The 24,510-nt window shown below is 73.3% G+C and carries 21 protein-coding genes; 17 read left to right on the top strand and 4 right to left on the bottom strand.

Annotated features, from left to right (window positions below):
• Positions 1 to 10 precede the first annotated feature (10 nt).
• Genes C1I92_RS00675 through C1I92_RS00705 form a run of 7 tightly spaced genes read left to right on the top strand, consistent with a single transcriptional unit; the run spans position 11 to position 10,322 of the window.
• Positions 11 to 1,081, top strand: coding sequence for a LacI family DNA-binding transcriptional regulator (locus C1I92_RS00675; protein ID WP_158563848.1), 1,071 nt, complete (start codon positions 11 to 13; stop codon positions 1,079 to 1,081).
• The gene (locus tag C1I92_RS00680; protein ID WP_111252720.1) at positions 1,078 to 2,340 is read left to right on the top strand and encodes a sugar ABC transporter substrate-binding protein; all 1,263 of its coding nucleotides are present in this window, start codon (positions 1,078 to 1,080) and stop codon (positions 2,338 to 2,340) included. The genes C1I92_RS00675 and C1I92_RS00680 overlap by 4 nt, the downstream gene beginning before the upstream one ends.
• Entirely contained in the window at positions 2,340 to 3,299 is a 960-nt protein-coding gene (locus tag C1I92_RS00685; protein WP_111252721.1) for a carbohydrate ABC transporter permease, read from the top strand. The genes C1I92_RS00680 and C1I92_RS00685 overlap by 1 nt, the downstream gene beginning before the upstream one ends.
• Positions 3,289 to 4,119: a carbohydrate ABC transporter permease gene (locus C1I92_RS00690; protein ID WP_199520821.1), complete on the top strand. Its 831-nt coding sequence runs from the start codon at positions 3,289 to 3,291 to the stop codon at positions 4,117 to 4,119. Before C1I92_RS00685 ends, C1I92_RS00690 begins: the two co-directional genes overlap by 11 nt.
• A complete protein-coding gene (locus C1I92_RS00695; RefSeq protein WP_111252722.1) occupies positions 4,116 to 5,450 on the top strand; it encodes a family 1 glycosylhydrolase in 1,335 nt (444 codons plus the stop codon). The genes C1I92_RS00690 and C1I92_RS00695 overlap by 4 nt, the downstream gene beginning before the upstream one ends.
• Positions 5,447 to 6,394 carry a glycoside hydrolase family 43 protein gene (locus C1I92_RS00700; RefSeq protein WP_111252723.1) on the top strand — a complete coding sequence of 316 codons (948 nt, stop codon included), beginning with the start codon at positions 5,447 to 5,449 and terminating at the stop codon, positions 6,392 to 6,394. The genes C1I92_RS00695 and C1I92_RS00700 overlap by 4 nt, the downstream gene beginning before the upstream one ends.
• A 13-nt stretch (positions 6,395 to 6,407) precedes the next feature.
• Positions 6,408 to 10,322 carry an alpha-L-arabinofuranosidase family protein gene (locus tag C1I92_RS00705; protein ID WP_158563850.1) on the top strand — a complete coding sequence of 1,305 codons (3,915 nt, stop codon included), beginning with the start codon at positions 6,408 to 6,410 and terminating at the stop codon, positions 10,320 to 10,322.
• Between the two features lie 5 nt (positions 10,323 to 10,327).
• Here the strand turns inward: C1I92_RS00705 and C1I92_RS00710 are convergent, their stop codons facing one another.
• From C1I92_RS00710 to C1I92_RS00720, 3 genes are read right to left on the bottom strand one after another with little or no spacing between them, the layout of a single operon-like run.
• Complete coding sequence (locus C1I92_RS00710; protein ID WP_111252725.1) at positions 10,328 to 11,347, bottom strand: threonine ammonia-lyase; 1,020 nt, start codon at positions 11,345 to 11,347, stop codon at positions 10,328 to 10,330.
• On the bottom strand, positions 11,344 to 12,177 hold the full coding sequence (locus C1I92_RS00715) for a serine hydrolase (RefSeq protein ID WP_111252726.1): 834 nt from the start codon (positions 12,175 to 12,177) through the stop codon (positions 11,344 to 11,346). The genes C1I92_RS00710 and C1I92_RS00715 overlap by 4 nt, the downstream gene beginning before the upstream one ends.
• On the bottom strand, positions 12,174 to 13,241 hold the full coding sequence (locus tag C1I92_RS00720) for a serine hydrolase domain-containing protein (RefSeq protein ID WP_111252727.1): 1,068 nt from the start codon (positions 13,239 to 13,241) through the stop codon (positions 12,174 to 12,176). The genes C1I92_RS00715 and C1I92_RS00720 overlap by 4 nt, the downstream gene beginning before the upstream one ends.
• 55 nt (positions 13,242 to 13,296) lie before the next feature.
• On the opposite strand from C1I92_RS00720, the gene C1I92_RS00725 reads away from it, so the two are divergent.
• From C1I92_RS00725 to C1I92_RS00760, 8 genes are read left to right on the top strand one after another with little or no spacing between them, the layout of a single operon-like run.
• Positions 13,297 to 14,211, top strand: coding sequence for a serine hydrolase domain-containing protein (locus C1I92_RS00725; protein WP_233506813.1), 915 nt, complete (start codon positions 13,297 to 13,299; stop codon positions 14,209 to 14,211).
• Positions 14,208 to 15,065 (top strand): C40 family peptidase, encoded by an 858-nt coding sequence (locus C1I92_RS00730; RefSeq protein ID WP_111252729.1) that lies wholly within the window; start codon positions 14,208 to 14,210, stop codon positions 15,063 to 15,065. Before C1I92_RS00725 ends, C1I92_RS00730 begins: the two co-directional genes overlap by 4 nt.
• Before the next feature lie 55 nt (positions 15,066 to 15,120).
• The gene (locus tag C1I92_RS00735; RefSeq protein WP_111252730.1) at positions 15,121 to 16,146 is read left to right on the top strand and encodes an ABC transporter permease; all 1,026 of its coding nucleotides are present in this window, start codon (positions 15,121 to 15,123) and stop codon (positions 16,144 to 16,146) included.
• Positions 16,143 to 17,036 (top strand): ABC transporter permease, encoded by an 894-nt coding sequence (locus tag C1I92_RS00740; RefSeq protein WP_111252731.1) that lies wholly within the window; start codon positions 16,143 to 16,145, stop codon positions 17,034 to 17,036. Before C1I92_RS00735 ends, C1I92_RS00740 begins: the two co-directional genes overlap by 4 nt.
• On the top strand, positions 17,033 to 18,043 hold the full coding sequence (locus C1I92_RS00745) for an ABC transporter ATP-binding protein (protein WP_111252732.1): 1,011 nt from the start codon (positions 17,033 to 17,035) through the stop codon (positions 18,041 to 18,043). Before C1I92_RS00740 ends, C1I92_RS00745 begins: the two co-directional genes overlap by 4 nt.
• A complete protein-coding gene (locus C1I92_RS00750; RefSeq protein ID WP_158563852.1) occupies positions 18,040 to 18,936 on the top strand; it encodes an ABC transporter ATP-binding protein in 897 nt (298 codons plus the stop codon). The genes C1I92_RS00745 and C1I92_RS00750 overlap by 4 nt, the downstream gene beginning before the upstream one ends.
• Positions 18,866 to 20,734 (top strand): ABC transporter substrate-binding protein, encoded by a 1,869-nt coding sequence (locus C1I92_RS00755; protein WP_146604967.1) that lies wholly within the window; start codon positions 18,866 to 18,868, stop codon positions 20,732 to 20,734. The genes C1I92_RS00750 and C1I92_RS00755 overlap by 71 nt, the downstream gene beginning before the upstream one ends.
• A gap of 4 nt (positions 20,735 to 20,738) precedes the next feature.
• Positions 20,739 to 21,632, top strand: coding sequence for an N-acetylmuramic acid 6-phosphate etherase (locus C1I92_RS00760; protein ID WP_111252735.1), 894 nt, complete (start codon positions 20,739 to 20,741; stop codon positions 21,630 to 21,632).
• Between the two features lie 2 nt (positions 21,633 to 21,634).
• On the opposite strand, the gene C1I92_RS00765 is transcribed toward C1I92_RS00760, so the two are convergent.
• Positions 21,635 to 22,426: a serine hydrolase gene (locus C1I92_RS00765; protein WP_111252736.1), complete on the bottom strand. Its 792-nt coding sequence runs from the start codon at positions 22,424 to 22,426 to the stop codon at positions 21,635 to 21,637.
• Positions 22,427 to 22,462: 36 nt separating this feature from the next.
• Here C1I92_RS00765 and C1I92_RS00770 point away from each other — a divergent pair, with 36 nt between their 5' ends.
• Both C1I92_RS00770 and C1I92_RS00775 read left to right on the top strand, forming a co-directional pair.
• Complete coding sequence (locus C1I92_RS00770; protein ID WP_111252737.1) at positions 22,463 to 23,542, top strand: alanine racemase; 1,080 nt, start codon at positions 22,463 to 22,465, stop codon at positions 23,540 to 23,542.
• A 77-nt stretch (positions 23,543 to 23,619) separates the two neighbouring features.
• Entirely contained in the window at positions 23,620 to 24,510 is an 891-nt protein-coding gene (locus C1I92_RS00775) for a MurR/RpiR family transcriptional regulator (RefSeq protein WP_199520822.1), read from the top strand.

Consider the following 24,510-nt stretch of genomic DNA (forward strand, 5'->3'; position numbering starts at 1 on the left):
GGGGTCCGCGGTGACGGAGCGACGCAAGGTGGCGGCGAACACGACGCTGCGGGACGTGGCGGAGCGGGTCGGCGTGTCGGTGTCCGCCGTCTCCATGGCGCTGCAGGACCACCCGCGCATCGGCGACGACACCAAGCGCCGCATCCGGGAGGCCGCCGACGAGCTGGGGTATGTGACGAACTCGGCGGCACGGGCGCTGCGGGCCAGCAAGGCCGACGCCATCGCGCTGATCGTGCCGAACACCAGCCAGCACGTCTTCGGCCACGCGTACTTCATGCACGTGCTGACCGGCGTCACCGCCGTCGCCAACCGCAACGACGCCCAGGTGGTCATCTCGACCAGCCCGGACGAGTCGCACGGGAAGGTCGCCTACGACCGGGTGCTGCGCTCGGGCTCGGTCGACGGCGCCATCGTGACGAGCGCGGCGGTCACCGACGACGGGATCCAGCGGCTGGTCGCCGACGGCCTGCCGGTCGTGCTGCTGGGCCGCTTCCCGTACCTGCCCGACGCCGTGAGCGTGGGCATCGACGACGTCAGGGCGTCGGAGCTGGCGACCGAGCACCTCATCCAGGCGCACGGCCGCCGCGCGCTGGTCCACCTGACCGGCCCGCTGGACCACCAGAGCGCCATCGACCGCCGCGACGGGTTCCTCGCCGCGGCCGCCCGGCACGGTGTCGGCACGTACATCGTCGAGGGGGACTTCAGCGAGGAGTCCGGCGCCGCGGCCGGGCCGCAGATCGAAGCACTCGGCGACGTCGACGGGCTGGTGGCGGCGAACGACGAGATGGCGTTCGGCGCGATGCGCCACCTGCTCGGCCGCGGCCGCCGGGTCCCGGAGGACCTCGCGGTGATCGGCTTCGACGACTTCGGGCTGAGCCGGGTCACCACCCCGTCGATCAGCACGATGCACGTGCCCGCGGAGCGGATGGCCACCCAGGCCACCGACCGCCTGTTCGACCTCATCGGCGGCGCTCGGGTCGCCGCCGATGAGGCACACACGGTTCAGCCAGTTGAGCTGATCGCCCGGCAGTCCTGTGGCTGCGAGCCGATGGGCCGGGCCCAAGGAGGGGACAAGCAATGAGAGCAACACGAGCAGCGCTGCTCGCGATCGGCACGGCGGCGGCGGTGACGCTGGCCGCGTGTGGCGGTTCCGACGACGACGGGGGCTCGGGGGAGGCCGCGGGCCCGGTCGCGCTGACGTTGTGGACCGGCTTCACCGGCGGCGACCGCGCCGCCTACGAGGAGCTGATCGCCACGTTCAACGAGACCCACGACGACATCCAGGTGACGATGGAGGTGCAGCCGTGGGACACGATCGCCCAGACGCTGCCGTCGGCCTGGGGCACCGGCCAGGGTCCCGACCTCGCGACGCCCAACTTCGACCCGAACGTCATCGGCCGCTACCTGGAGACGGACTCGCTGCTGGCGCTGGACGCGGTCGGCGACGGCGAGGACCAGATCAACGTGGACCAGCTGGCGCCGGCGGCGGTGGAGGCGTTCACGGTGGACGGTGAGCTCTACGCGGTGCCGGCCAACGTCGCCACGCTGCAGCTCTACTACAACAAGGCGCTGTTCGCCGCGGCCGGCGTCGACGCGCCGCCGGCGACGGTCGACGACTTCCGGGCCGTCGCCCAGCAGCTCACCGGCGACGGCGTCTACGGCCTGTCGCTGGCCGAGCGCGAGACGATCCAGATGTGGCCGATCCTGCAGTGGCTGGACGGCGGCGACATCGTCGGCGACGACAACTGCTCGGTCCTGGACAGCCCGGAGAACATCGAGAGCCTGACCACGTGGGCGCAGCTCGTGCAGGACGGCGTCGCGCCGGTCGGGCTGACGGGTGCGGAGTCCGACGCGCTGTTCAGCGCCGGCCAGGCGGCCATGCAGCTCAACGGCCCGTGGGCGGCGCCCGGCTACACCGACGCCGGCATCGACCTCGGCGTGGCGCCGGTGCCGACCGGCGTCGACGGTGACGTGACGCTGGCCTCGACCGTCCCGCTCGCCGTCTCGGCGAACACCGACCACCCGGAGGAGGCGCAGGAGTTCCTCGCCTGGTGGACCGGAGTGGACGCGCAGAAGCAGTTCGCGCTGGCCAGCGGCTTCCCGCCGGTCCGCACGGACCTGGCCGACGACCCCGAGCTGGCGGCGAACGACGTGGTCTCGGCGTTCGCGGCGGCGCTGCCGAGCGGGCGGCTCTACCTGCAGGGCGTGCCGAACGCGACCGAGGTCGACGCCGAGGGGTACGTGCCGCTGATCGGCGAGATCACCCGCGGCGAGGACGTGGCCGGTGCGGCCGCGGCGGCGACGGAGCGGATCGACGCGATCACGGGCTGCCAGAGCTGATGTCGACGACGTCCACCGCCTCGGCGAGCGGCGCGCGAGGCGTCGCCCGCCGGGGCGGCTCGGCCCCGGACACCGGGACGACGCCGCGGCGGCGCCGGATCCGCTGGCAGCCGGCCTGGCTGTTCATGGCGCCGAGCCTGACGATCATCGCGGTGTTCATCGCGTACCCGATCGTCGAGTCGTTCCGCTACAGCCTGTACGACTGGAGGGTCGGCGCCGACAGCCAGGAGTGGCTGGGCCTGGGCAACTACACCGAGCTGTTCGGCGACGAGCGGTTCTGGAACGCGCTGCGGGTCACGGTGATCTTCGCCGTGGCCAGCGTCGCGCTGCAGCTGCTGCTCGGCTACGCCGCGGCGGCCGCGCTGCAGCGCGACGGCTGGTTCAACCGGGTCGTCCGGTCGGCGTTCTTCTTCCCGACGGTCGTCGCGCTCGCCGTCATCGGCCTGGTCTGGCGGTTCCTGCTGGACCCGCAGATCGGGCTGGTGAGCGGGCTGATCGAGCGGTTCGGCGGCGACCCGGTGCAGTGGCTGCAGGACCCGGCGCTCGCGCTGCCCACCGTCATCTTCGTCAGCGTGTGGAAGAACGTCGGCTTCACCATGATCATCCTGCTGGCCGCCCTCAAGGGCGTGCCCGCCCAGCTCTACGAGGCGGCCCGGCTCGACGGCGCCTCCGGCTGGCGGCTGACCCGGCACGTGACGCTGCCGTCGATCCGCCCGGCGCTGCTGTTCGCCACCATGATCATGACCATCAACTCGCTGCAGGTGTTCGATCTCGTGTACGTGATGACCAACGGCGGGCCGCTGTTCGCCACCGACACCCTCGTCACCATGATGTTCCGCGAGGGCTTCGAGAACTTCCGGATCGGCTACGCCTCCGCGATCGCGTGGGTGCTGTTCGCGCTGATCCTGCTGCTGTCCGCGCTGCAGTTGAAGCTGTTCAGGTACCGCGATGTCGACTGACCTGCGCGCGGGCGCCCAGAGCTCGCTGAAATGGATCTTGCTCGGCATCGGGCTGGTGTTCGCGCTGGTGCCGTTCGTCTGGATGGTGACCGGCTCGTTCCGCACCGAGGCCGACCTGTTCGCCGCGCCCGACCGGCTGTGGCCCGCGACGTGGAGCCTGCACGGCTACCGCGGCATCTGGGCGGAGCTGCCGTTCCTGCGGCTGATCGTCAACAGCTTCGTGTTCGCCGGCGTCACGACGCTGCTGTGCCTGCTGTTCGACTCGATGTGCGCCTACGCGCTGGCCCGGATCCGGTTCCGCGGGTCGACGCTGTGCTTCTGGCTGGTGATCGCGACCCTGATGATCCCGTTCCAGGTGACGCTGATCCCGGTGTTCGTGGAGCTGTTCCACCTCGGCTGGCTCGACACCTACCAGGGCCTGATCCTGCCCCGCGCCACCAGCGCGTTCGGCATCTTCATGCTCCGGCAGTTCTTCATCTCGATCCCGCGGGAGCTGGACGAGGCGGCGCGCATCGACGGCGCCGGGCACCTGCGGATCTACTTCCGGATCATCCTGCCGCTGGCCAAGCCGGCGCTGGCGACGCTGGCCGTCCTGCACTTCATGAACCTCTGGAACGACCTGCTCTGGCCGCTGATCGTCACCAGCTCGACCGACATGCGCACGCTGCCGGCCGGGCTGACGCTGTTCGGCGGCCAGCACGTCATCGACCACGCGGTGCTGCTGGCCGGCGCGACGATCTCGCTGCTGCCCCTGGCCATCGCATTCTTCCTGGCGCAACGGTACTTCGTGGCCGGCGTCGCGACGACGGGACTCAAATGACCACTCGGCCACCGTTCGCCCCGGGCTCGCTCACCTGGGCGGTGGGCATCGAGGACACCTGCGTCTATCCGCCGGACGGGGCGCCGCCGCTGGACGAGCACGCGCTGACCGGTCACGACGAGCACTGGCGCGACGACCTGGAGCTGGCCGGCAAGCTCGGCGCGACGGTGGTCCGCTACGGCGTCAGCTGGCCGCGGACGCACGTCGCGCCGGGCACGTTCGACTGGGACCGGCTGGACGAGGTGACGGAGTACGCAGCCGGCGACCTCGGCCTGACGCTCGTCGCCGACCTCGTGCACTACGGCACGCCGCGCTGGCTGCCGGGCTCGTTCGCCGACCCGGGCTACGTCGACGCCGTCGCCGAGTTCGCCGGCGCGCTGGCCGAGCGCTACGCCGGCCGGATCACCCACTTCACCCCGCTCAACGAGCCGGTGACGACGGCGTCGTTCTGCGGGCTGCGCGGCATCTGGCCACCGCGGATGACCGGCTGGGACGGCTGGACGGCGGTCGCGGTGCCGATCGCCGCCGGCATCGCCCGCGCCGCGCACGCGATCCGGGCCGCGCAGCCGGACGCCCGCATCGTCCACGTCGAGGCGGCCACGCACGTGCGCACGAGCGAGCCGGGGCTGGAGTCGCAGCGCCGGCTGCTCACCGACATCGGCTGGCTGCCCACCGACCTCGCCCTCGGCCGGGTGTCCGGCGAGCACCCGATGCGCGACTGGCTGCTGCGCCACGGCGCCGACGCGGACCTGCTCGGCGAGCTGGTGGCGCACCCGGCGCCGGTCGACCTCATCGGGGTGAACTACTACCCGGAACTCACGCCGCGGAACCTCACCACCGTCGGCGGCGAGGTCCTGCAGGTCACCTACGACCGCGGCGCCGACGGGCTGCGCGAGGCGCTGCTGGCCTTCCGCGACCGCTACGGGCTGCCGCTGCTCGTCACCGAGACCAGCGTGGAGGGCGACGACGACCGCCGCGAGGCGTGGCTGACCGACTCCGTCGCCGAGCTGCGCCGACTGCGCGCCGGCGGCCTGGACGTGCGCGGCTACACCTGGTGGCCGATGCTGGACTTCGTCGACTGGTCCTGGGCCGCCGGCGGCGCCAACGTCGAGGAGTTCGCCGTCGCCCGCACGGCCGCGGACGGCTCGGTCGACATCGGCCCGGCGCCGTCGCTGGGCGACCCGGCCGCCGGCAAGACGCCGTTCCTGCGCCGGATGGGGCTGGTGCGCCTGTACGAGACCGCCGACGGCGACCTCGAACGGCAGCCGACCCGGGTGGCCGACGAGTACGCCGCCCAGGCGCAGCGGCCGGCGGGGGAGGACGACCGATGACGGAGCCGGCGCACCCCGACTACTTCGCCGACCCGTTCGTCCTCGCGGTCCCCGGCGGCTACGCGGCGTACGGCACCACACCCGCGCACCCCGGTGACGTCTTCGAGTCGCTCTGGTCGCCGGACCTGCGCGTCTGGGAGCCGCGCGGGCCGGTGCTGCGCCGGCCCGACGGCCTGGGCGACGAGTTCTGGGCGCCGGAGGTGGCCCACGCCGACGGCGCCTACTGGCTGTACTACTCCGTCGGCCACGGCATCGACGGCCACCACCTGCGGGTGGCTCGCGCCGACACCCCGTTCGGCCCGTTCGACGACCTCGGCGTCTCGCTCACCCCGGGAGAGCGGTTCGCCATCGACGCGCACCCGTTCCGCGACGTCGACGGCCGCTGGTACCTGTTCCTCGCCCGCGACGTGCTCGACGCGCAGCGGCCCGGCACGCACCTGGCCGTCGCGCCGCTGGCGAGCATGACCGAGCTCGCGGCGCCGCCGGCGCACGTGCTGGCGCCGAACGCGGACTGGCAGCTCTACCAGCGCGATCGCGAGATGTACGGCCGCCGGTTCGACTGGCACACCCTGGAGGGGCCGGCGGTGGTCCGCCGGAACGGCCGGTACTGGCTGACGTACTCCGGCGGCGCCTGGACCGGCCCCGGGTACGCCGTCGCCTGGGCGGTCGCGGATCACCCGCTCGGCCCGTGGCGGCATGCGCCGGAGGGCACGCCGCCGCTGCTGGCCACCCGGCCCGGTCTCGCCGGTCCCGGCCACAACTCGATCGTCACCGGGCCGGACGGCGGCGACGTCATCGCCTTCCATGCCTGGGACGCGGCCGGGCGGCTGCGCCGGCTGCACCTCCACCACCTGACCTGGTCCGAGACCGGCCCCCGGGTCGGCGGACCGCTGATCGACCCGTCGGAGAGGAGGCATGCTCAAACGTTCCAGCACCACGACTGAACGAGGAGCCCGCATGAGAAGATCCAGAGCGGCCATCGCCCAGCTCGCCCTGGCCGCCTCGCTCGCGACCGCGCTGACGGTCACCGACCTCGAACCCGCTCACGCCGCCGACGCCACCATCGCCATCGACGCCACCGCCTACCAGGGCGTGGTCCAGCCCAGCGTCACCGGGCAGATGGCCGAGTGGGCCTACGACCAGATGAACGGCGCCTGGGCCCAGCGGCTGCGGAACCGGTCGCTGGAGACGGAGACCGTCGACGCCGGGCGCAGCCCGCTGTACGACGCGTTCTCCGGCAGCCAGCTGGACCGCTCCCGCTGGACGCCGATCAGCCTCGACGGCGCGCCGGCCGGCACCGCGACGGTGTCCGGCGGCACCATGACCCTCACCTCGGCGGCGCCGGGCCGCTGGGGCCTCATGTCCAACGACCTCGGCGACACCCGCTACGCCAGCACCGTCGTCGAGACCCGGATCACGTCGCTGACCGGCACGAACGCCATCCTCAGCATGTACGGCGGCAGCGGTGCCGGCGACTTCACCAAGTTCGTCGAGTTCGCCGTCGAGGGCGGCCAGCTCAAGGTGTTCGCCGACGGCCTGGCGCCGTGGACGGGACCCGCGGCGACCGTCCCCGCCACGCTGCGCGTCGAGGTCTCGCCGGCCGGCGGGACGGCGCGCGACCTCGCCTTCTTCTACAACGGCACGCAGGTGCACACGATCTCCGGCTACACGCTGCTGCCCGAACGCTTCCGCGCGTTCGTCTACACCTTCTCCGGCAGCATCGGCGTCGACCACGTCACCGTGTCCCACGACGACACGTACGACGGCTTCGGCGGCACGGCGCTGTCGCCGCGGTGGACGCCCACGCTGCTGGAGGGCAGCTCGGCGGGCACCGTCACCGTCGGGTCCGGACGGGTCCAGCTCACCGGCACCGCGAACTCGCGCTACACGCTGCTGTCCGAGCCGATCCGCAACAGCGCCGTCGACTGGACCACCGTCAGCGCCCGGCTGCAGTCGGTCAGCGGCGTCAACGGGCTGATCAACATCTACGGCGGCTCCGGCGCCGGCGACTTCAGCAAGTTCATGGAGTTCGGCGTCGAGGGCGGCGTCGCCCGGGTGTTCGCGCCCGGCGGCTACACCTGGACCGGTGGCGCCGTCAGCCTCCCGGCCACGCTCTCGGTGCAGGTCAGCCCGTACTACGCGAACGGGCGCAGCTTCCGGTTCTACGTCAACGGCACCAAGGTGCACGAGCTGTGGAACCGCACCGACGTGCCGGCCGGCGACTTCCGCGTCGGCCTCTACGGGTTCGGCACGTCCACCACCCAGTGGGACCGCGTCGGCGTCGACACCGTGCACATGTGGGACCAGTACGCACCCCACTTCGAGGGCGGGCCGGGCCTGAGCGTGGAGTGGACGCCGGTCTCGCTGGCCGGCGGCTGGGGCAGCGCCAGCCAAGGCAACAGCCAGCTCACCGTCAACGGCGCCGCGAACAGCCGCTACGGCGTGCTGTCGCAACGGCTGGAGGAGAGCGACCTCTACGACTACACGATCGAGGCCAAGCTCGACTCCGTCACCGGCACCAACGCGCTGCTCGACGTCTACGCCGGGTCCGGGCGCGGCGACTTCACGAAGTTCGTCGAGTTCGGCATCGAGGGCGGCGTGCTGAAGGTGTTCGGCGACGGCGTGCCGACCTGGACCGGGCCGGCGGCCACCACCCCGGCGCTGCTGCGGGTCGAGGTCAGCCGGTGGAAGCCGGGCGGGCGCGACTTCTCCTTCTTCTACAACGACCGCCTCGTGCACCGGCTGGAAGGGATCACCGCGGTCGGGCAGCAGGAGTACCAGGTCTTCGCCTACGGCTACGGCACCTCGACCACGAAGTGGGACTACGTCACCTGGTGGCGCAACCCGGGCTGGTCCGAGGACGGGTACGCCGACCGCGCCGCGTACCGGCACGTGACCGGCGCCTACAACGGCCGGTACGCCCAGCAGGTGGAGGTCACCCAGCACACGTCCGGGCGCAAGGGCATCGCGCAGGGCGACGTGCAGGTCTCCGCGGGCAAGCCTTACGAGCTGACTGTCTGGCTCAAGCAGACCGGCCTCAGCGCACCGGTCACCGTCTATCTCGGCCCCGGCTCCGGCGACGGACCCGGCTACACGCCGTACGCGTCGGCGACGATCGCCGGCGTCACCGGCAGCTGGGCGAAGTACACGGTGACGCTGACGCCGTCGACCACCGATCCACAGGCGAAGCTGTTCATCGGCACCGCCGGGACCGGAACGCTGACGATCGACATGCCGAGCCTGATGCCGCTGCACCCGTCCGAGGTGGTGCACGGCGGCTGGCGGCCGGAGTTCGTCGACAAGGTCAGCGCGCTGAAGCCGGACACGATCCGCTGGCCGGGCGGCATCATCGCCGACTCCTACTACTGGGAGCACGGCGTCGGGCCGCGCGACGACCGCGACCCGATGTACTTCGCCCAGTGGGACGCCCAGTGGATGACGAACGACGTCGGCACCGACGAGATCCTCGGCCTGGCCGAGGCGCTCGGGCTGAATGTCGTGCTCAACGTCAACTGGGGCCAGGGCACCGCGGCCAGCGCCGCCAACTGGGTCGAGTACGCCAATGGCTCGACCGCCACCCCGCAGGGCGCCCAGCGGGCGGCCAACGGGCGGACCGCGCCGTGGGACGTCGACCTGTGGGAGATCGGCAACGAGGTCTGGGGCTGGTGGACGCCGGGCAGCACGAACGCGGCCACCTACGCGGCCAGCTACAACGCGTTCCGCGACGCGATGGTCGCCAAGGACGCCGGCATCGAGGTGGTCGCCGAGGGCGGTGACGGCAACAGCGCCGACCAGGCCTGGAACACCACCATGGTCCAGACGTCCGGGTCGAGGATGGATCACCTCGCGGTGCACTACTACAGCCCGCAGCCGCTGCCGCAGAACTACAACAGCGCCGACGTGTACGCCGCCAGCGTCGGCTCCGCCGCGACGATCGGCGACCGGCTGGCCGCCAGCGGCAACACGATCCTGGCCAACACCCAGCGCGACATCAAGCTCGCCGTGATGGAGCACGCGGCGATGTACTTCAACGAGGAGCATCGGCGCACCCGCACGCTCGAGGGCGGGCTGGCCGAGGCCGGGATCCTCAACCTGCTCATGCGCCGGCCCGACCTCAACGAGGTCAACGCGGCCTCCACCCTGGTGAACTTCTGGGACGGCGGCTCGTTCCGGCTCGGCGCACGGGGCGCGATGGTCACACCGGCCTACGAGGTGCAGCGGCTGGTTGGCAACTACCACGGGCCGCTGCTGGTGAAGTCGCAGACGACGTCGGCGACGTACAACGCGCCGGCCATGGGCAACCTGCCGGCGCGGGCGAACGTCCCGTATCTGGACGTCACCACCACCCGGTCCGCCGACGGGCAGAAGCTGTACGTGTCCGTGCTGAACCGGCATCCGTCGCAGGCGATCTCGACCGACGTCACCATCGCCAACGGCGGCACGATCGGCGCGACCGCCACCGCGCGCACCGTCAACTCGGCCAGCCATCTGGACCAGAACACCTGGCTGAACCCGACGACGGTGCAGGCGACGACCACCACCACCGGCGCCGGGAGCGCGTTCACGTACTCCTTCCCGGCGCACAGCTACACGGTCCTCACCATCGACACGACGGCGACGGCGGTGACGCTGCCGGCGGTGACCGGCCGCGTGACGACGACGGCCGGCGCTCCGATCGGCGCCGCCACCGTCCAGCTAGGCGGCGGCGCGAGCACGACGACCAACGCCGACGGCTACTTCGTCATCCCGAACGTGACGCCGGGCGCCTACTCGGTGACCGTCAGCAGGAGCGGGTTCACCACCTACACCCGCACCGATGTGGAGGTGAGCCAGACCGGGGCGACCACGCTCCCGATCAGACTGACACCCTGACGCTCCTACTCGGCGGCCGCGACGACCTCGCGGCCGCCGAGCAGCGCCGCCGTCGCCGTCCAGCCGATGTTGCCGCCGGAGAGCAGGACCAGCAGCGGACCGTCGCCGGGGACACGGCGGGCGAGGGCCGCTGCCACGCCGGTGGCGCCGCCCGGCTCGACGACCTGCTTCAGGCGCTCGGCCAGGAACCGCATCGCGTCCACGATGTGCTCGTCGGTCACCAGCAGCGAGCCCGCGCCGAGCGCCCGGATCACCTCGAACGGGAGCGCACCGGGCCGGTGTGCCCGCAGCGCGTCCGCGATCGTCGACGGCTCGGAGCCGGCGACGCGGACGCCGGCGAGCAGGGAGTCGTGCAGGTCGGCGGCGCCGGTGGGCTCCACGGCGTAGACCGGCAGCGGATCGCCGAGCGCGGCCGCCGCCAGCAGCGTGCCGGCGGCCAGCCCGCCACCACTGGCCGGGACGAGCACCGTCTCCGGCCGGACCGGGACGTCGGCCAGTGCCTCCCGTAGCCACGTGCCCTGGCCCGCGATCGTCAACGGGTGGTCGTACGGCGGGATGTCGCGCAGGCCCTGGCTGCCGGCCAGCTCCCGCGCGACGGCGATCCGCTCCTCGGCGCCGTCGCCGACCGTCACCACGCGTGCGCCGTACCCCACGATCGCCGCGAGCTTGGCCGGCGCGATCGACCGCGGGACGACGATCGTCGCGGGCAGTCCGGCGCGCCGCGCGGCCCACGCCACCGCCTGGCCGTGGTTGCCGCTCGACGCGGCCACGACACCGCGCGGCCGCGGCCTCGGCTCCAGCATCGCCACCACCTGGTTGGTCGCGCCGCGGGCCTTGTACGACCCGGTGCTCTGCAGGTGCTCGGCCTTGAGGAACACGCGCCGGCCGGCCGCCTCGTCCAGCTGCCGGGAGGTGAGAACCGGCGTGCGGCGCAGCCGGCCGGACAGCCGGATCGAGGCGTGCTCCACGTCGGCCGGGGCCACGCTCAGCCGGCCGTCCTCGGGGTGGGTGAAGCGCACCGTCATGCGAGCACCTCGCGCACCGCGTCGCGGGCGGCCGCGCCGACGGCCCGGTCGACGACGTCGGCGGGGGTGGCCGCCGCCGACTGCCGGACCACGACCGCGACCGCCACCGCGGCGCCGTCGGCGCGTTCCAGCACGCCGAACTCGCCGCGCCATGGCGACAGCGTGCCGGTCTTCGACGTGACCACCCAGTCCGGCTTCGGGAAGCCGCGGGTGAACCGCGCCGTCCAGACCTGGCGACGCATGAGGTCGCGGACCAGCCGGCACGCCGCGGGTGACGCGGCCCGGTCCCGCGCGAGCAGGCCGGCGAGGCGGGCCAGATCGGCGGCCGATCCGCGGGTCGTGCGGTCCAGCCGCAGGTCCGCGTCGTCGGTGCGCGGCGTCCAGTCGGCCGCGACCGCCGCGTCCTCCGTCGGGTAGCCGAGGTCCTCACCAGCACGGCGCAGCAGCAGCCGGCAGCCGCCGATCACCTGGACGCTGTCCAGGCCCAGCCGCGCGGCCCGGTCGTTGACCGCATCCAGGCCGACCCGCTCCAGCAGCACGTCGGACGCCGTGTTGTCCGACCACGCCAGCGCCAGATAGAGCAGGTCGCGCAGCGACACGCTCGCCGGGTGGGCGAACCGGTTGAGGCCGGCGCCGCCCGGCGTGTGCTCGCCGGGTGTGACGACGCAGGGTGCGTCGGGCCGCAGCCGTCCCCGATCGAACGCCTCGGCGACCTCCAGCGCCAGCAGCACCTTGTACATCGACGCGATCGGCACGACGACGCCGTCGCGCAGCCCGTACGACCCGGGCCGGTCCAGCCGCTCGGCGGCGACGTGGAACGTCCCGGTCACGGCCGGTACGCGCTGTCGTTCGCCGCGGCGGTCAGCCGCAGGCCCGGCCCGGTCAGCTCGTCGCCGTCGTCTGTCGAGCGCAGCTCGACCGGCCGGCCGGCCCAGTCCAGGCCGGCCAGCCGCCGGCCCTCGGCTCGGCCCGCGAAGACCGGGTACGGCCAGGTCGTCTCGCGCAGCACGAGCTCGACGCGGTCCCCGTGCCGCAGCTCGACCACCTCCTGCGCGTCCCACCACCAGGAGCGCCGCGCGTCGTCGCGGGACCACCGGCGCACCGCCTCGTCGCGCAGGTCGTCGTGGCTGTAGCCGGCCTCGGCGACGACGACCGAGGCGCCGCGCCGCGGCCAGACGGTGACGCACGTGGTCCGGCCCCGGATCGTGCCGCTGCTCACCAGCACGCGGTGGGGATCGACGAAGAACGTGCGCAGCCCCGCGGCCAGTTGGGAACCTTGTCCGTTGGGCGTCGACGTGCCCAGCAGCAACTCCAGCATGGTGGGGTCGACGACGTCGGGCCGGTGGCCGTCCAGCGCCCGCGCCAGCGTCATCAGGTCGTCGAGGGTGGACCACAGGTCACCCGCCGGTGCCGCGGCGCCGAGCGCGGGCCGGCCCTCGGCCCGCTCGTCCGGCAGCGACGTCCGGGTCAGGCCCAGCGGGTGGAGGACGTGCTCGGCCAGCAGCTCCGGATAGCGCCGGCCGGTGGCCCGTTCCAGCAGCGCCGCCGCCAGGCCGTATCCCAGGTTCGAGTAGTGGACGGTCCCCGGCGGAAGAGCCAGCCGGGGCGGGCTCGCGACCGCCGCCGCCAACTCGTCCTCCGTCAGCCCCGTGCTGGTCCAGTGCGACGGGCGCAGCTCGAACGGGACCGCCGCGGTATGGCCGAGCAGGGCACGCAGCGGCTCGGTCCAGCCGACGACGCCGTCGGCGCAGAGGCGGGCGGCCAGCAGCGCGGTCAGCGTCTTGGACACCGAGGCGATCGGGAAGCGCTGGTCCGCGGCCAGCGACCCGGACAGCTCCCGGGCCGTCTCGTCGGCGCTCAGGTGGAACCGGGCCAGGATCTCCGGAGGGGTCACGGGTAGCTAAGGTACAGGAGGGAGCCCGTATATGTAAGATAATGACGTGAGCACGATGGTCGCGTGGGCCTACGGCGTCGGCGCCGAGGTGTGCGCCCGGTCCGACGACTCCGCCGGGGGCTACTTCGACCTGGCGTCGCTGACCAAGCCGCTCTTCACCGCGCAGGCGGTGCTGACCCACCTCGCCCTCGACGAGCCGGTCGCCCTCGACTGGCTGCCGCCGGCGCCCGGCTGCGTGACGGTGTGGAGCCTGCTCACCCACGCCGCCCGGCTGCCGGCCGAGCTGCCCGCCGCGGGGGGCCGGTCCGACGTGCACGCGTGGCTGGCCGCCCGGGTGGCCGAGGCCGCGGACCGCCCCGATTGGGTCACCTACAGCGACCCGAGCTACTGGCTGCTCGGCGAGCTGGTGGCGGCGCGGACCGGGCGGCCGCTGCACGCGCTGTTCGCCGCCACCCCGGCGGCCGAGCGCGGCGGTTTCCGGTTCGGCGCCGCGCCGGCCGAACCGGCCGTGCCGGCCGGACCGGTCGACGGCGGCCGGCAGCTGCCGCACGACCCGGCCGCCCGCAGGCTCGGGCCGAGCGGTCACGCCGGCGCGTTCGGCACGCTGGACGGCGTCATCGCCGCGGTTGCGTCGTGGCTCGACCCCCGCTGGCTGCCGGCGCCGCTGGCCGAGCCCGCGCTGACCTGCCTGACGCACGCGACGCCTGGCGGGCACCGCAGCCTGGCGTGGACGCTGGCCGGCGACCCGTTCCACGTTGTGGCGCACGACTGGCCGCCCACGACGCTGTGCCACACCGGGTTCACCGGCGTGAGCGTGGCGCTGGACCCGGTCTCCGGCTGGTGGGCGGTGCATCTGAGCAACCTCGTCCCGATCGACCGGGACGCGACGCCGGCCCTGGTCGCGAGGCGGCACTTCTACGCGCGGGCCGCGTCCGGCCTGCGCGAACATGACTCGAGGAGGCACCGGTGACTGGAACCGTCGTCGTCGCGGTGGCCGCGCCGCTGTGGGTCACGGCCGAGGCGGCCCGAGCGGGCGCGGACTTCGACCCCGCGTCCTTTCCCTCCTACCGCGCGTGGCTGCGTGAGCTCATGGGCCGGCACCGCACGCTGCGCGGCCGGCTCGACAGCGTCGCGCTCCGTGGCGAGCCGGTCCGGGTGCTCGACCGGCCCGGCGACGGCGTGGTCACCGTCGAGCTGCCGGAGCAGCCGAACGGCCGGTCCGGGTATGTCGGTCACGTGCGCGCCGCGCACCTCGGCCCGGACCGGCGGCGGGCGGTGACGCACGTCGTCGCCCCGGCGAACGGCCCCGCCGCCGGGCTGGCCGCGGGCTCGACGGTGCAACTGCTCGGCCCGCCGGTCGGTGGCGCCGCGCCGGTCCTGCTGCCGTCGGGGGAGCGGACGACCTGCCCGGCCGCCGCGCTGCGCCCGCTCGGCCCGCCGGCGCCGGCGCCGGAGCTGCTCCGGATCGCCACCGGCTTCCTCGGCGTTCCCTATGTCTGGGGTGGCACCGACGACGCCGGCATCGACTGCTCCGGGCTCGTGCACCTCGCGGCCAGGATCGGCGGACATCGAGTTCCGCGCGACGCCCACCTGCAGTGGGCCGACACCCGGATCGACGCGGACTGGGGCGACCTGCGCCCCGGCGACCTGCTCTTCTTCGGCGCCGGCGCCTCGCTCGACGGCATCGACCACGTGGGCCTCTACGCCGGCGGTGGGCGGATGCTGCACGCCCCGGAGGAGGGCCGCGCGGTCACGCTGGAGCCGCTGAGCGACCGCGCGCGCCGGCGGGCCGTGGCGTTCGGCCGGCTGGCGACGGCGGCATGAATTTTAGCTACGAAACTCATGTACAGATTGGTGCTTAATGACGTAGTGTTCCGGCATGCAGCTCACGCCGCTGTTCACCCTGATCGGCCGCGCGCTGGTGCGCACGGTCCTGATGCTCTGGCTGGTGGCCTCCGTCACGTTCCTCGCCATCCGGGCGCTGCCCGGCAACCCGGTCGACGTCTGGGTCCAGGAACTGCAGGGGACCGGCCTCAGTGCCGAGGACGCCCGGGAGCAGGCCACCCGGTTGCTGAAGATCGACGTCGACCAGCCGCTGTGGACCCAGTACCTGGACTACCTGGGCAACCTGGCCCGTGGCGACCTGGGCGACTCGGTGATCCTGTCGCCGGGCACGCCGGTGACCGACATGCTGGGCGAGCGGCTGCTGTGGACGCTGTTCAGCATCAGCTTCGCTCTGGTCATCGGGTTCCTCATCGGCCTGTACCTCGGTAGCCTCGCCGCCTACCGGCGCGGCACCTGGGTGGACCGGCTCATCACCAACGTCAGTGCGCTGATGTCGTCGATCCCGGCCGTGCTGCTCGGGATCGTGCTGACGTTCTGCGTCGGCGTCGCCTGGGACCTGGTGCCCATCCAGAGCCTGCGCGGCGCCTACTCGCCCGACGTCCAGCCGGGCTTCGACCTCGACTTCATCCTCAGCGCGCTGGCGCACGTCATCGCGCCCGGCATCGTCTACATCCTGGTGTCGTTCGGCACCTGGGCGCTGGTGATGCGCAGCAACGCGCTCAGCGTCCTCGCCGACGACCACGTCGGACAGGCACGGGCCCGCGGGCTGTCAGAACGGACCATCCGGGTCGCCTTCGTGCAGCGCAACGCCCGGCTCCCGCTGATCACCGGCTTCGCGATCAGCATGGGGTTCGTCGTCTCGGGCTCCGTCCTCGTCGAACGGATCTTCGTCTACCCGGGTGTCGGGCAGCTGCTCGCCGACGCGCTGGCCAGACGGGACTACACCGTGATGCAGGGCGTGGTGGTCGCCACGACGATCACCGTGCTGCTCGCGACGGCGATCGCGGACGCGCTGTACGGCTGGCTGGACCCGCGCACCCGGATCGAGCAGCACGCATGAGCGCCGTCGAGCAGCTGACCCCGCCGCCGGCCGTCGCCGAGCCCGGCCCGCGGCGGTGGCGACGCGTGACCGGCCGCATGGGCCTGGGCGGCCTGCTGGGCATCGGCGGGCTGCTGGCCCTCGTCGTCGTGTCCGCGGCCGGCCGCTTCCTCACCGACCCGCCGCAGCCCGACATCGAGGCGATCGCCCAAGGGCCCAGCGGCGAGCACCCCCTCGGCACCGACTTCACCGGCCGCGACAACCTGCACCTGGTCGTGCGCGGCGGCTGGGACATGCTGGAGCTGGCGTTCGTCGCGGGCTTCCTGATGTCGGCCATCGCGCTCACCGCGGGGCTGCTCGGCGCCTACGTCGGGGGCGCCGTCGACCGGATCGTCGTGAGCTTCATCGACCTCTGGCTGACGGTACCGCGGTTCGTGCTGCTGCTGGTCATCGCCAGCCTGTTCCCGGTCAGCTCGACCGTCGCGCTGGCCGCTCTCATCGCCGTCTTCGAGTGGCCGTACCTCGCCCGGCAGATCCGGGCGCAGGCGCTGTCGCTGCGCCGCCGCGAGTACGTCGAGGCGGCCCGGCTGCTCCAGCTGCGCGGCGGCCACATCATGCTGCGCTACCTGATCCCGGCCATCGGGCCGTTCGTGGTGATCTCGACCATCCAGGCCATGAACACCGCCATCTACCAGCAGGTCGGCCTCGCCTTCTTCGGGCTGGTGCCGCTGGAGGACAACTGGGGCGTGCTGTTCAGCGTCGCCTACAGCCAGAACGCGCTGTACCTGCCGGCCGCGGCCTGGAGCCTACTGGTCCCGGTCGCCGCGATCTGCCTGCTCCAGTTCTGCCTGGTGCTGGCGTCCCGCTCGCTCGAGGAGCTCTTCGACCCGCGACTGCGAGGTGCTCGATGATCGCGCCGTCCGCCGAACCGCTCGTGCTGGACGTGTCCGGCCTCACCGTCGAGTACCGCGACGCGGTGCGCACCGTGCGCGCGGTGACCGGGCTGTCGCTGTCGGTCGCCCGCGGCCGCACCGTCGCCCTGATCGGCGAGTCCGGCTCCGGGAAGACCACGGCGGCGCTGGCCATCCTCGGCATGCTGCCGGGTTCGGCGACGGTGCTCTCCGGCAGTGTGGCGGTGACGCCCGCCGGGCGGCGGCTGGACCTGCTGCGGCTGCCCCGACGGGAGCTGCGCGCGTTGCGCTGGCAGCACATCGCCTACGTCCCGCAGGGCTCGATCAGCTCGCTCAACCCGATCCAGCGGATCGGCCGGCACTTCCAGCAGACCGCCGAGGCGCACGCGCTGGGCCGGCGCGCCGCGGAGGCGCGCGCGATGGAGCTGCTGGCGGCGGTGCACCTGGAGCCGCGGCGGATCTGGACCTCCTACCCGCACGAGCTCAGCGGCGGCACCCGGCAGCGGGTCGCGATCGCGCTGGCGATGCTGCTGGAGCCCGAGGTGATCGTGCTCGACGAGCCCACGACCGCGCTCGACGTGCTCACGCAGGAGGCCGTGCTGACGACGCTGCTGGAGCTCCAGGCGGCCACCGGGGTCAGCTACCTGGCCATCACCCACGACCTGTCCGTCGCCGGAGCGGTCGCCGACGAGGTGATCACGATGTACGCCGGGCGCGCGGTCGAGCGCGGCACCGCCGAGCAGGTGCTGGCCGACCCGCTGCACCCCTACACCGCCGGGCTGCTGCGCTCCACGCCGTCGGTCGACTCCGACCTGCCGGTCCAGTCCATCGGCGGCCACCCGCCCAGCCTGTCCGACCTGCCGCCCGGCTGCTCCTTCCACCCCCGGTGCGGCCTCGCTGACGAGCGCTGCCGGTCCGGCGGGCCGCCCGCGCTGCTCCCGGCGGACAGCCGGACGGTGGCGTGTCATCGGGTGTCGGAGCGGGTCGCCGCGGGAGGTCCCGGGTGAGCGAGCTGCTGGCGCTGGAGCACGTGTCGAAGACCTACCGGCAGCGCCGGCGGGTCGTCGTCACCGCCGTCGACGACGTCTCCCTCGCGCTGGGCCCCGGCGAGATCCTCTGCCTGGTCGGCGAGTCCGGCTCCGGCAAGAGCACCATCGGACGCATCGTCACCGGCCTCACGGCGCCCACCGGCGGCGAGGTCCGTCACGACGGGCGCAGCGTGAGCACGATGACCCGCCGCGAGCTGCGCGCCCACCGGCTGGGCGTCCAGCTGGTGCAGCAGGACCCGTTCGCCTCGCTCAACCCCGGGCTCACCGTCGCGCAGACCCTGCTGGCGCCGCTGACGCGTCACTTCGGCCTGTCCCGCGCCGCGGCCCGGGAGCGGATGGCGGCGCTGCTCGCCGACGTCGGGCTCACCCCGCCGGAGCTGTTCGGGGCGAAGTACCCGCACGAGCTGTCCGGCGGGCAGCGCCAGCGGGTGGCGATCGCGCGGTCGCTCACCGTCGAACCGCGGGTCCTCGTGGCCGACGAGGCCGTGTCGATGCTCGACGTCTCGATCAGGGGCAGCGTGCTCGCGAAGCTGCGGGCGCTGTGCGAGGAGCGCCAGGTCGCGGTGCTGTTCATCACGCACGACCTCGCGGTCGCGCGGCAGTTCGGCCGCGGCCACTCGATCGCGGTCATGCAACACGGGCGGATCGTCGAACACCGCCCGACCTCCGACCTCGTCGCTGCCCCGGAGCACGAGTACACCCGCGCGCTGCTCGCCGCGGCCCGGCACGAGGGCCTCCGGCGGCGGGCGGCGGACCGGACCACACCACGAAGGAGACAAGATGAGCAGGTCGATGCTCAGATCGGCGGCGGTCACCCTGCTGGCACTGGTGACGCTGGCCGCGTGCAGTGACGATCCGGCGTCCGACGCCGAGGGCGACCGGGGCGAGGCCGGGACGCTCGAGCTGGTCTCGGCCGAGATCGAGGCCGAGCCGCCGGGCGACGTCGCCGAGGGCACCCGCTACGTCGTGACGGTGAACCTCACGCCCGGCGTCGAGTGGTCCGACGGCACCCCGTTGACGGCGCAGGACTTCCTCGGCCAGTACGACATCCTCTGGGCCCAGCAGGCCGGCCTCTGGGAGTCGCTGACCGACGTCCGGGCCACCTCGGAGACGCAGCTCGTGTTCGAGGCGAGCGAGCTGTCGATGAACGTCATGCGGCAGATCCTCCGCTCCAACCAGACGGCGGCGTCGTCGCAGTTCGGCGACATCTACACCCGGCTCAACCAGCTGCGGACGAGCGGAGCGGACCCGGCCGGCCCGGAGGTCGCGGCCGTCCTCGAGGAGCTGGACGCGATGGCGCCGACGGACCCGGTCGCCTACGGGCCGTTCGTCATCGACCCGAGCTCGGTCACCGCGCAGCAGATGCGGATGGTGAAGAACGACGGCGGCTTCAACGCCGACAAGATCGGCTTCGACCGTGTCGACGTCGCCTGGGGCCAGACCCAGCAGACCGTCCCGCTGATCCTCCAGGACGAGCTGGACTACACCACCGACGCGCTGACGCCGTCCGACGTCCAGGCGGTCGAGGCCAAGCCGAACATCGAGCTGATCCGCACCCCGCTCGGCACCGGGACCGGGCTGTGGTTCAACGAGTCCATCAAGCCGTTCGACGACAAGCGCTTCAGGCAGGCCGTCGCGCTCGTCATCGACCGGGAGCGCAACGCGAAGGTGTCGCTCGGCGACGCCGGCAAGCCGATCGAGCACATGGCCGGGTTCAGCGACACCTACGTCGGCGACTGGCTGTCCGAGGACGTGGTGGCCGCACTCAATCCGTACGAGCGGGACGAGGCGGAGGCGACGCGGCTGCTGGAGGAGGCCGGCCTGGTCAAGGACGGCGACACCTGGACCTACGACGGCGAGCCACTGGCGTTCGAGATCACCGCGCCCACCGACTTCCCGGACTTCCTGGCGTCGGGCAAGGACGTCAGCGCCCAGCTCAACGAGTTCGGCTTCCAGACCCAGGTGCGCGGCATCCCGGCGGCGAACCGGCCGGACACGATCCTGCAAGGCCGGTACGAGGCGATCCTCGACTTCAGCCTGGTCTCCGCGCCGGAGCACCCGGCCACCAGCCTGGACTGGAACATGGCCGCCGGCTTCTTCGGCACCAACAACCCCGAGTCCGAGGGCTCCAAGGGGCTGAACTGGCCGTGGCAGCAGCAGGCGCCGGACGGCACCGAGGTGTACATCCCGGACCTGCTCGCCGAGGCGGTCGCCGGGCTGGACGAGGAGCCGCAGCAGGCCGCCGTCGAGACGCTGGCGCAGATCTTCAACGACCAGTTGCCGGTGATCCCGATCTTCGAGCGGTGGACCACCGACCCGATCGCACACGGGCCGCGAGTGACCGGCTGGCTCGCGTCGGACCACCCGGTCTACGAGAACAACCAGGCCAACGACCCGTACGTGGCGATGCAGCTGCTGGGCGGCGTGCTGCGGCCGGCGGAGGGTGCGGACGGCTCGTTCCACACCAGCGCGGCCTACGCGCAGCCGCCGAACTTCTCCTGGAACTACTACGCGGGGAACAGCATGTACAACACGCTCACCACGCCGTCGTACCACGCGACGCTGCCGCCGCTCATGTGGTGGTCGAACGCGATCGACGCCTGGGTCGCGTGCGTCGCGGAGTCCTACTCGGTGGCCGAGGTCGGCTGACACGTTGGCTACCGACACCTCTGAACCGGCCCGTCTGGCGACCGAAGCCCGGTCGGAGGCGACACACGACATCGACCTGATCTCCGTCGAGGACGGCCTGGTGCTGCTCGCCGGCGAGTTCCGCCGCTCGTTCGACGCCTTCCAGGGCGCAGCGGCGGAGCTCGCGCCGGTGGTGTACGCGGTCGTCGGGTCGCTCCGGCGCGGCAACACCGTCCATCTGTTCGGCGCCGGCACCTCCGGGCGGCTGGCGGCGCTCGACGCGGCGGAGATCCCGCCGACGTTCGGGCTCGCGCCGGAGCTGTTCACCGTCCACCTCGCCGGCGGCGCCGCAGCGCTCACCACGGCCGTCGAGGACGCCGAGGACGACCGGGACGAGGGCGCGCGTGCGGGAGGGCGGGTCCGGCCGGGCGATGTGGCGATCGGGGTCACCGCGAGCGGGCGGACACCGTACGTGCTGGCCGCGCTCGACGCCGCCGGCGGGCGGGGCGCGTACACGGCGCTGATCGCGTGCAACCCGCCGGAGCCGTCCGCCGTCGACTGCGTCGTCACACTGCCGACCGGGCCGGAGCCGATCGCCGGCTCCACCCGGCTCAACGCCGCGACCGCGCAGAAGCTGGCCCTCAACGCCGTCTCGACGCTGGCGATGGTGCACCTGGGCCGGACCTACTCCAACCTCATGGTGTGCCTGCAGCCGAACAACACCAAGGTCCGGCAGCGCCAGTTCCAGCTGCTCAGCGACCTCACCGGCGCGCCGGCCCCGGAGGTGGAGGCGGCGCTGGTCGCTGCGGACGGCGCGGGCGGGGTTGCGCTGGCCATGCTGCTGCGCGGCTGGGACCGGGACCGGGCGCAGCGCGCGCTCGACCGCGGCACGCCGCTGCGGCCGCTGGTGGGCGAATGACGCTACGCGGCGGCCGTCCAGTGCGCCCAGGTGACGGCGCTGAGCCGGGCGATCAGCCGCTCGGCGTCCGCGTCGAGCCCGGTCGACGTGCAGACGGCCAGCACGTAGGCCGGCGCGCCGCCCGGGCGGACCAGCGCCACGTCGTGGTTGACCGCGCCGGTCCAGCCGCCCTTGCTCGCGCTCCAGACGTGCGGCGGCAGCCCCGCGGGGATCATCCGGCGGTGCCGCTGGCCGGCCAGCACGGCCAGGGCGGCGTCGGTCGCCGCCCGGGGGAGCAGGGCGCCGGCGGCGAGCGCGGCCAGCAGCCCGCTGAGGCCGGCCGCCGTCACGGTGTTGGTGATGCCGGCGGCCTCCGCGGCCTGGTCGCCGATCAGCCGGTTCACCGTGACGCCCGGGTGCACCGCGCGCACGGGATCCAGGCCGAGCCGCTCCAGGACGAGGTTCGTCGCGAGATTGCCGGAGTCGGCGATCATCCGCTCCAGCAGCGCCGGCGCCGGGACCATGGCGCCGAGCCGGCGCCAGGTCGCGTCGTCCTGGTCGTCGGCCTGCCGGATGGTGAACGTGCCGCCGAGCGCGCTCGGGAAGGTGTCGTGGACGTGGAGCTCCGTGTCCGGGCCGAAGCAGCCCCCGGTGAGCGCGGCGACGAGCACCGCCAGCTTCATCGTGCTGGCCGCGTAGTGCGGCGCGGCCGGGCGCAGGCCCGCGACCGGGACCCCGTCGGCGGTGCGCAGCTGGATCGACACCTCGCCCGGCACGCCGTCCAGCTCCCGGTCCCACCGCTCGGCCAGCTCCATGGCCGGACCGTAGCATTTAATGACGAAGGGCTCGCGTTGGACGTCACTAACCTACCAGGTCTGCCGACGCCGTTCCTCGTCGTCGACGTGGCGGCAGCCGAGCGCAACATCGACCGGATGGCGCGGCTGGTGGCGGGCACCGAGGTGCGGCTGCGGCCGCACTACAAGGCGCACAAGTGCCCGGAGCTGATGCGGCGCCAGCTCGCTGCGCCTGGCACGGCCGGCGCCGCCTGCCAGACCGTGGCGGAGGCGGCCGAGCTGGCGGCGCTGGGCTGTGCCGACGTCCTGCTGACGAACCAGCTGGCCGACCCGCGCCGGGTCGCCGAGTTGCTGGCGCTGCCACCGGAGGTGGACCTCGGCGTGCTGGTCGACCGGCCCGAGCAGGTGGACCTGCTCGGCGCCGGCGCGGCCGCCGCGCGCCGCCGCGTGCGGGTCTTCGTGGAGCTCGACGTGGGCCTGCGCCGGGGCGGCTTCGACGCGGCCGACCCGGACGTCGCCGTGGCCGTTGGCGCCATCGAGGAGCAGCCCTGGCTGGAGCTGGCCGGCGTCCAGGCCTACGAGGGCCACGCGGTGCTCGAACCCGACGTGGAGCTGCGACACCGGCGGGCGGCTGACGCGCACGCGCTGGCCGGCCGGTTCCGAGACCGGCTCGCCCGGCTGGCCGGCCGGCCGCTCGTCCTCACCGGCGGCGGCACCGGCACCGCCGACCTCATCGCGGCGACCGGGGCGCTCGACGAGATCCAGTGCGGGTCGTACGTGCTGATGGACGCCGCCTACGGCCGGCTCGGCCTCCCGTTCGAGGCCGCGCTGTTCTGCGTCGCCACCGCGCTGTCGGCGCACCCGGACGGGCGGGTCGTGCTCGACGCGGGGATGAAGTCGCTGTCCGGGGACGGCCTGCCCCGTGCGCTGACGCCGGGCGTGCGGGTGCTCGGGCTCTCCGACGAGCACACTCGGGCCCGGCAGGCGGCGACGGTGCTGCGGACCGGGGACCGGCTGCTGCTGCAGCCCTGGCACGTCGACCCGACCATGAACCTCCACGACGCGGTCGTCGTGGTGGAGGATGGTCGGACCCACACAGCGCCGATCCGCGGCCGACACGCTGTGCGGGCCGGGTAGCAGGGCGGACAGGAGCGTAGGTTGCTATCATCCCTGTACCGACTCATTGATGTAACCGAGTTACGAAGGATCGCCGCGTGACCAAGATCGCCACGGACCCCACCGACGGCACCATCCTCGCGACGCTGCGCGGGATCCTGCCGAGCCTGTCGCCGTCGGAGGCGCGGGTCGCTCAGGCCGCCGTCGACGACCCGGCGGGCACGGCGGCCTCGACCATCAAGGAGCTGGCCGCGCGCTGCGCGACGTCGGAGACCACGGTGATCCGGCTGTGCCGAACCATCGGCTTCAACGGCTACCCGGCGTTCCGGCTGGCGCTCGCCGCCGCCGGCGCGATCTCGGGCGACGACCGGGAGTACCTGTCCGGCGAGATCCTGCCCGACGACTCGACCGAGCAGGTGGTCCGCAAGGTCACCGGCGCCGACGCCCAGGCCATCCTGGACACCGCCGAGCAGGTCAGCACCGAGTCCCTGGCCGCGGCGGCCGACGCGATCGGCCGGGCCCGCCGGGTCGACATCTTCGGCGCCATCGCGAGCGCGTTCGTCGCGCAGGACCTGCAGTTCAAGCTGCACCGCATCGGGTTGACCTGCCACTCGTTCCCGGACCCGCACTCGGCCATCAGCTCCGCCGCGCTGCTGGCGCCGGGCGACGTCGCGATCGGGCTGTCGCACACGGGGGAGACCCTCGACACGATCCGCTACCTGGAGGTCGCCGCCGAGTCCGGCGCCACCACCATCGCGATCACGAACCATCCTCGTGCGGCGATCGCGCGGCCGGCTCACATCACGCTGACGACCGCGGCGCGGGAGACGACCTTCCGCTCCGGCGCCATGGCCAGCCGGATCGCCCAGCTGACCCTCGTCGACGTGCTGTTCGTGCTGGTGGCGCAGCAGCGGGTCGACACCGCGCTGGACGCGATGCGGCGCACGTACGACGCCGTCCGGCCGCCGCGCCGGTCGCGGCGGTCCTGA

The sequence above is a fragment of the Jiangella anatolica genome (genome assembly GCF_003236295.1).
Classification (GTDB): Bacteria; Actinomycetota; Actinomycetes; order Jiangellales; family Jiangellaceae; genus Jiangella; species Jiangella anatolica.

Excerpts from the sequence above, each read along its gene's own strand:
- C1I92_RS00755 (WP_146604967.1), top strand. The coding sequence starts at position 18,866 with ATGAGCAGGTCGATGCTCAGATCGGCGGCGGTCACCCTGCTGGCACTG.
- C1I92_RS00690 (WP_199520821.1), top strand. The coding sequence starts at position 3,289 with ATGTCGACTGACCTGCGCGCGGGCGCCCAGAGCTCGCTGAAATGGATC.
- C1I92_RS00700 (WP_111252723.1), top strand. The coding sequence starts at position 5,447 with ATGACGGAGCCGGCGCACCCCGACTACTTCGCCGACCCGTTCGTCCTC.
- C1I92_RS00685 (WP_111252721.1), top strand. The coding sequence starts at position 2,340 with ATGTCGACGACGTCCACCGCCTCGGCGAGCGGCGCGCGAGGCGTCGCC.
- C1I92_RS00710 (WP_111252725.1), bottom strand. The coding sequence starts at position 11,347 with ATGACGGTGCGCTTCACCCACCCCGAGGACGGCCGGCTGAGCGTGGCC.
- C1I92_RS00745 (WP_111252732.1), top strand. The coding sequence starts at position 17,033 with ATGATCGCGCCGTCCGCCGAACCGCTCGTGCTGGACGTGTCCGGCCTC.
- C1I92_RS00735 (WP_111252730.1), top strand. The coding sequence starts at position 15,121 with ATGCAGCTCACGCCGCTGTTCACCCTGATCGGCCGCGCGCTGGTGCGC.
- C1I92_RS00740 (WP_111252731.1), top strand. The coding sequence starts at position 16,143 with ATGAGCGCCGTCGAGCAGCTGACCCCGCCGCCGGCCGTCGCCGAGCCC.
- C1I92_RS00765 (WP_111252736.1), bottom strand. The coding sequence starts at position 22,426 with ATGGAGCTGGCCGAGCGGTGGGACCGGGAGCTGGACGGCGTGCCGGGC.
- C1I92_RS00705 (WP_158563850.1), top strand. The coding sequence starts at position 6,408 with ATGAGAAGATCCAGAGCGGCCATCGCCCAGCTCGCCCTGGCCGCCTCG.
- C1I92_RS00725 (WP_233506813.1), top strand. The coding sequence starts at position 13,297 with ATGGTCGCGTGGGCCTACGGCGTCGGCGCCGAGGTGTGCGCCCGGTCC.
- C1I92_RS00695 (WP_111252722.1), top strand. The coding sequence starts at position 4,116 with ATGACCACTCGGCCACCGTTCGCCCCGGGCTCGCTCACCTGGGCGGTG.
- C1I92_RS00680 (WP_111252720.1), top strand. The coding sequence starts at position 1,078 with ATGAGAGCAACACGAGCAGCGCTGCTCGCGATCGGCACGGCGGCGGCG.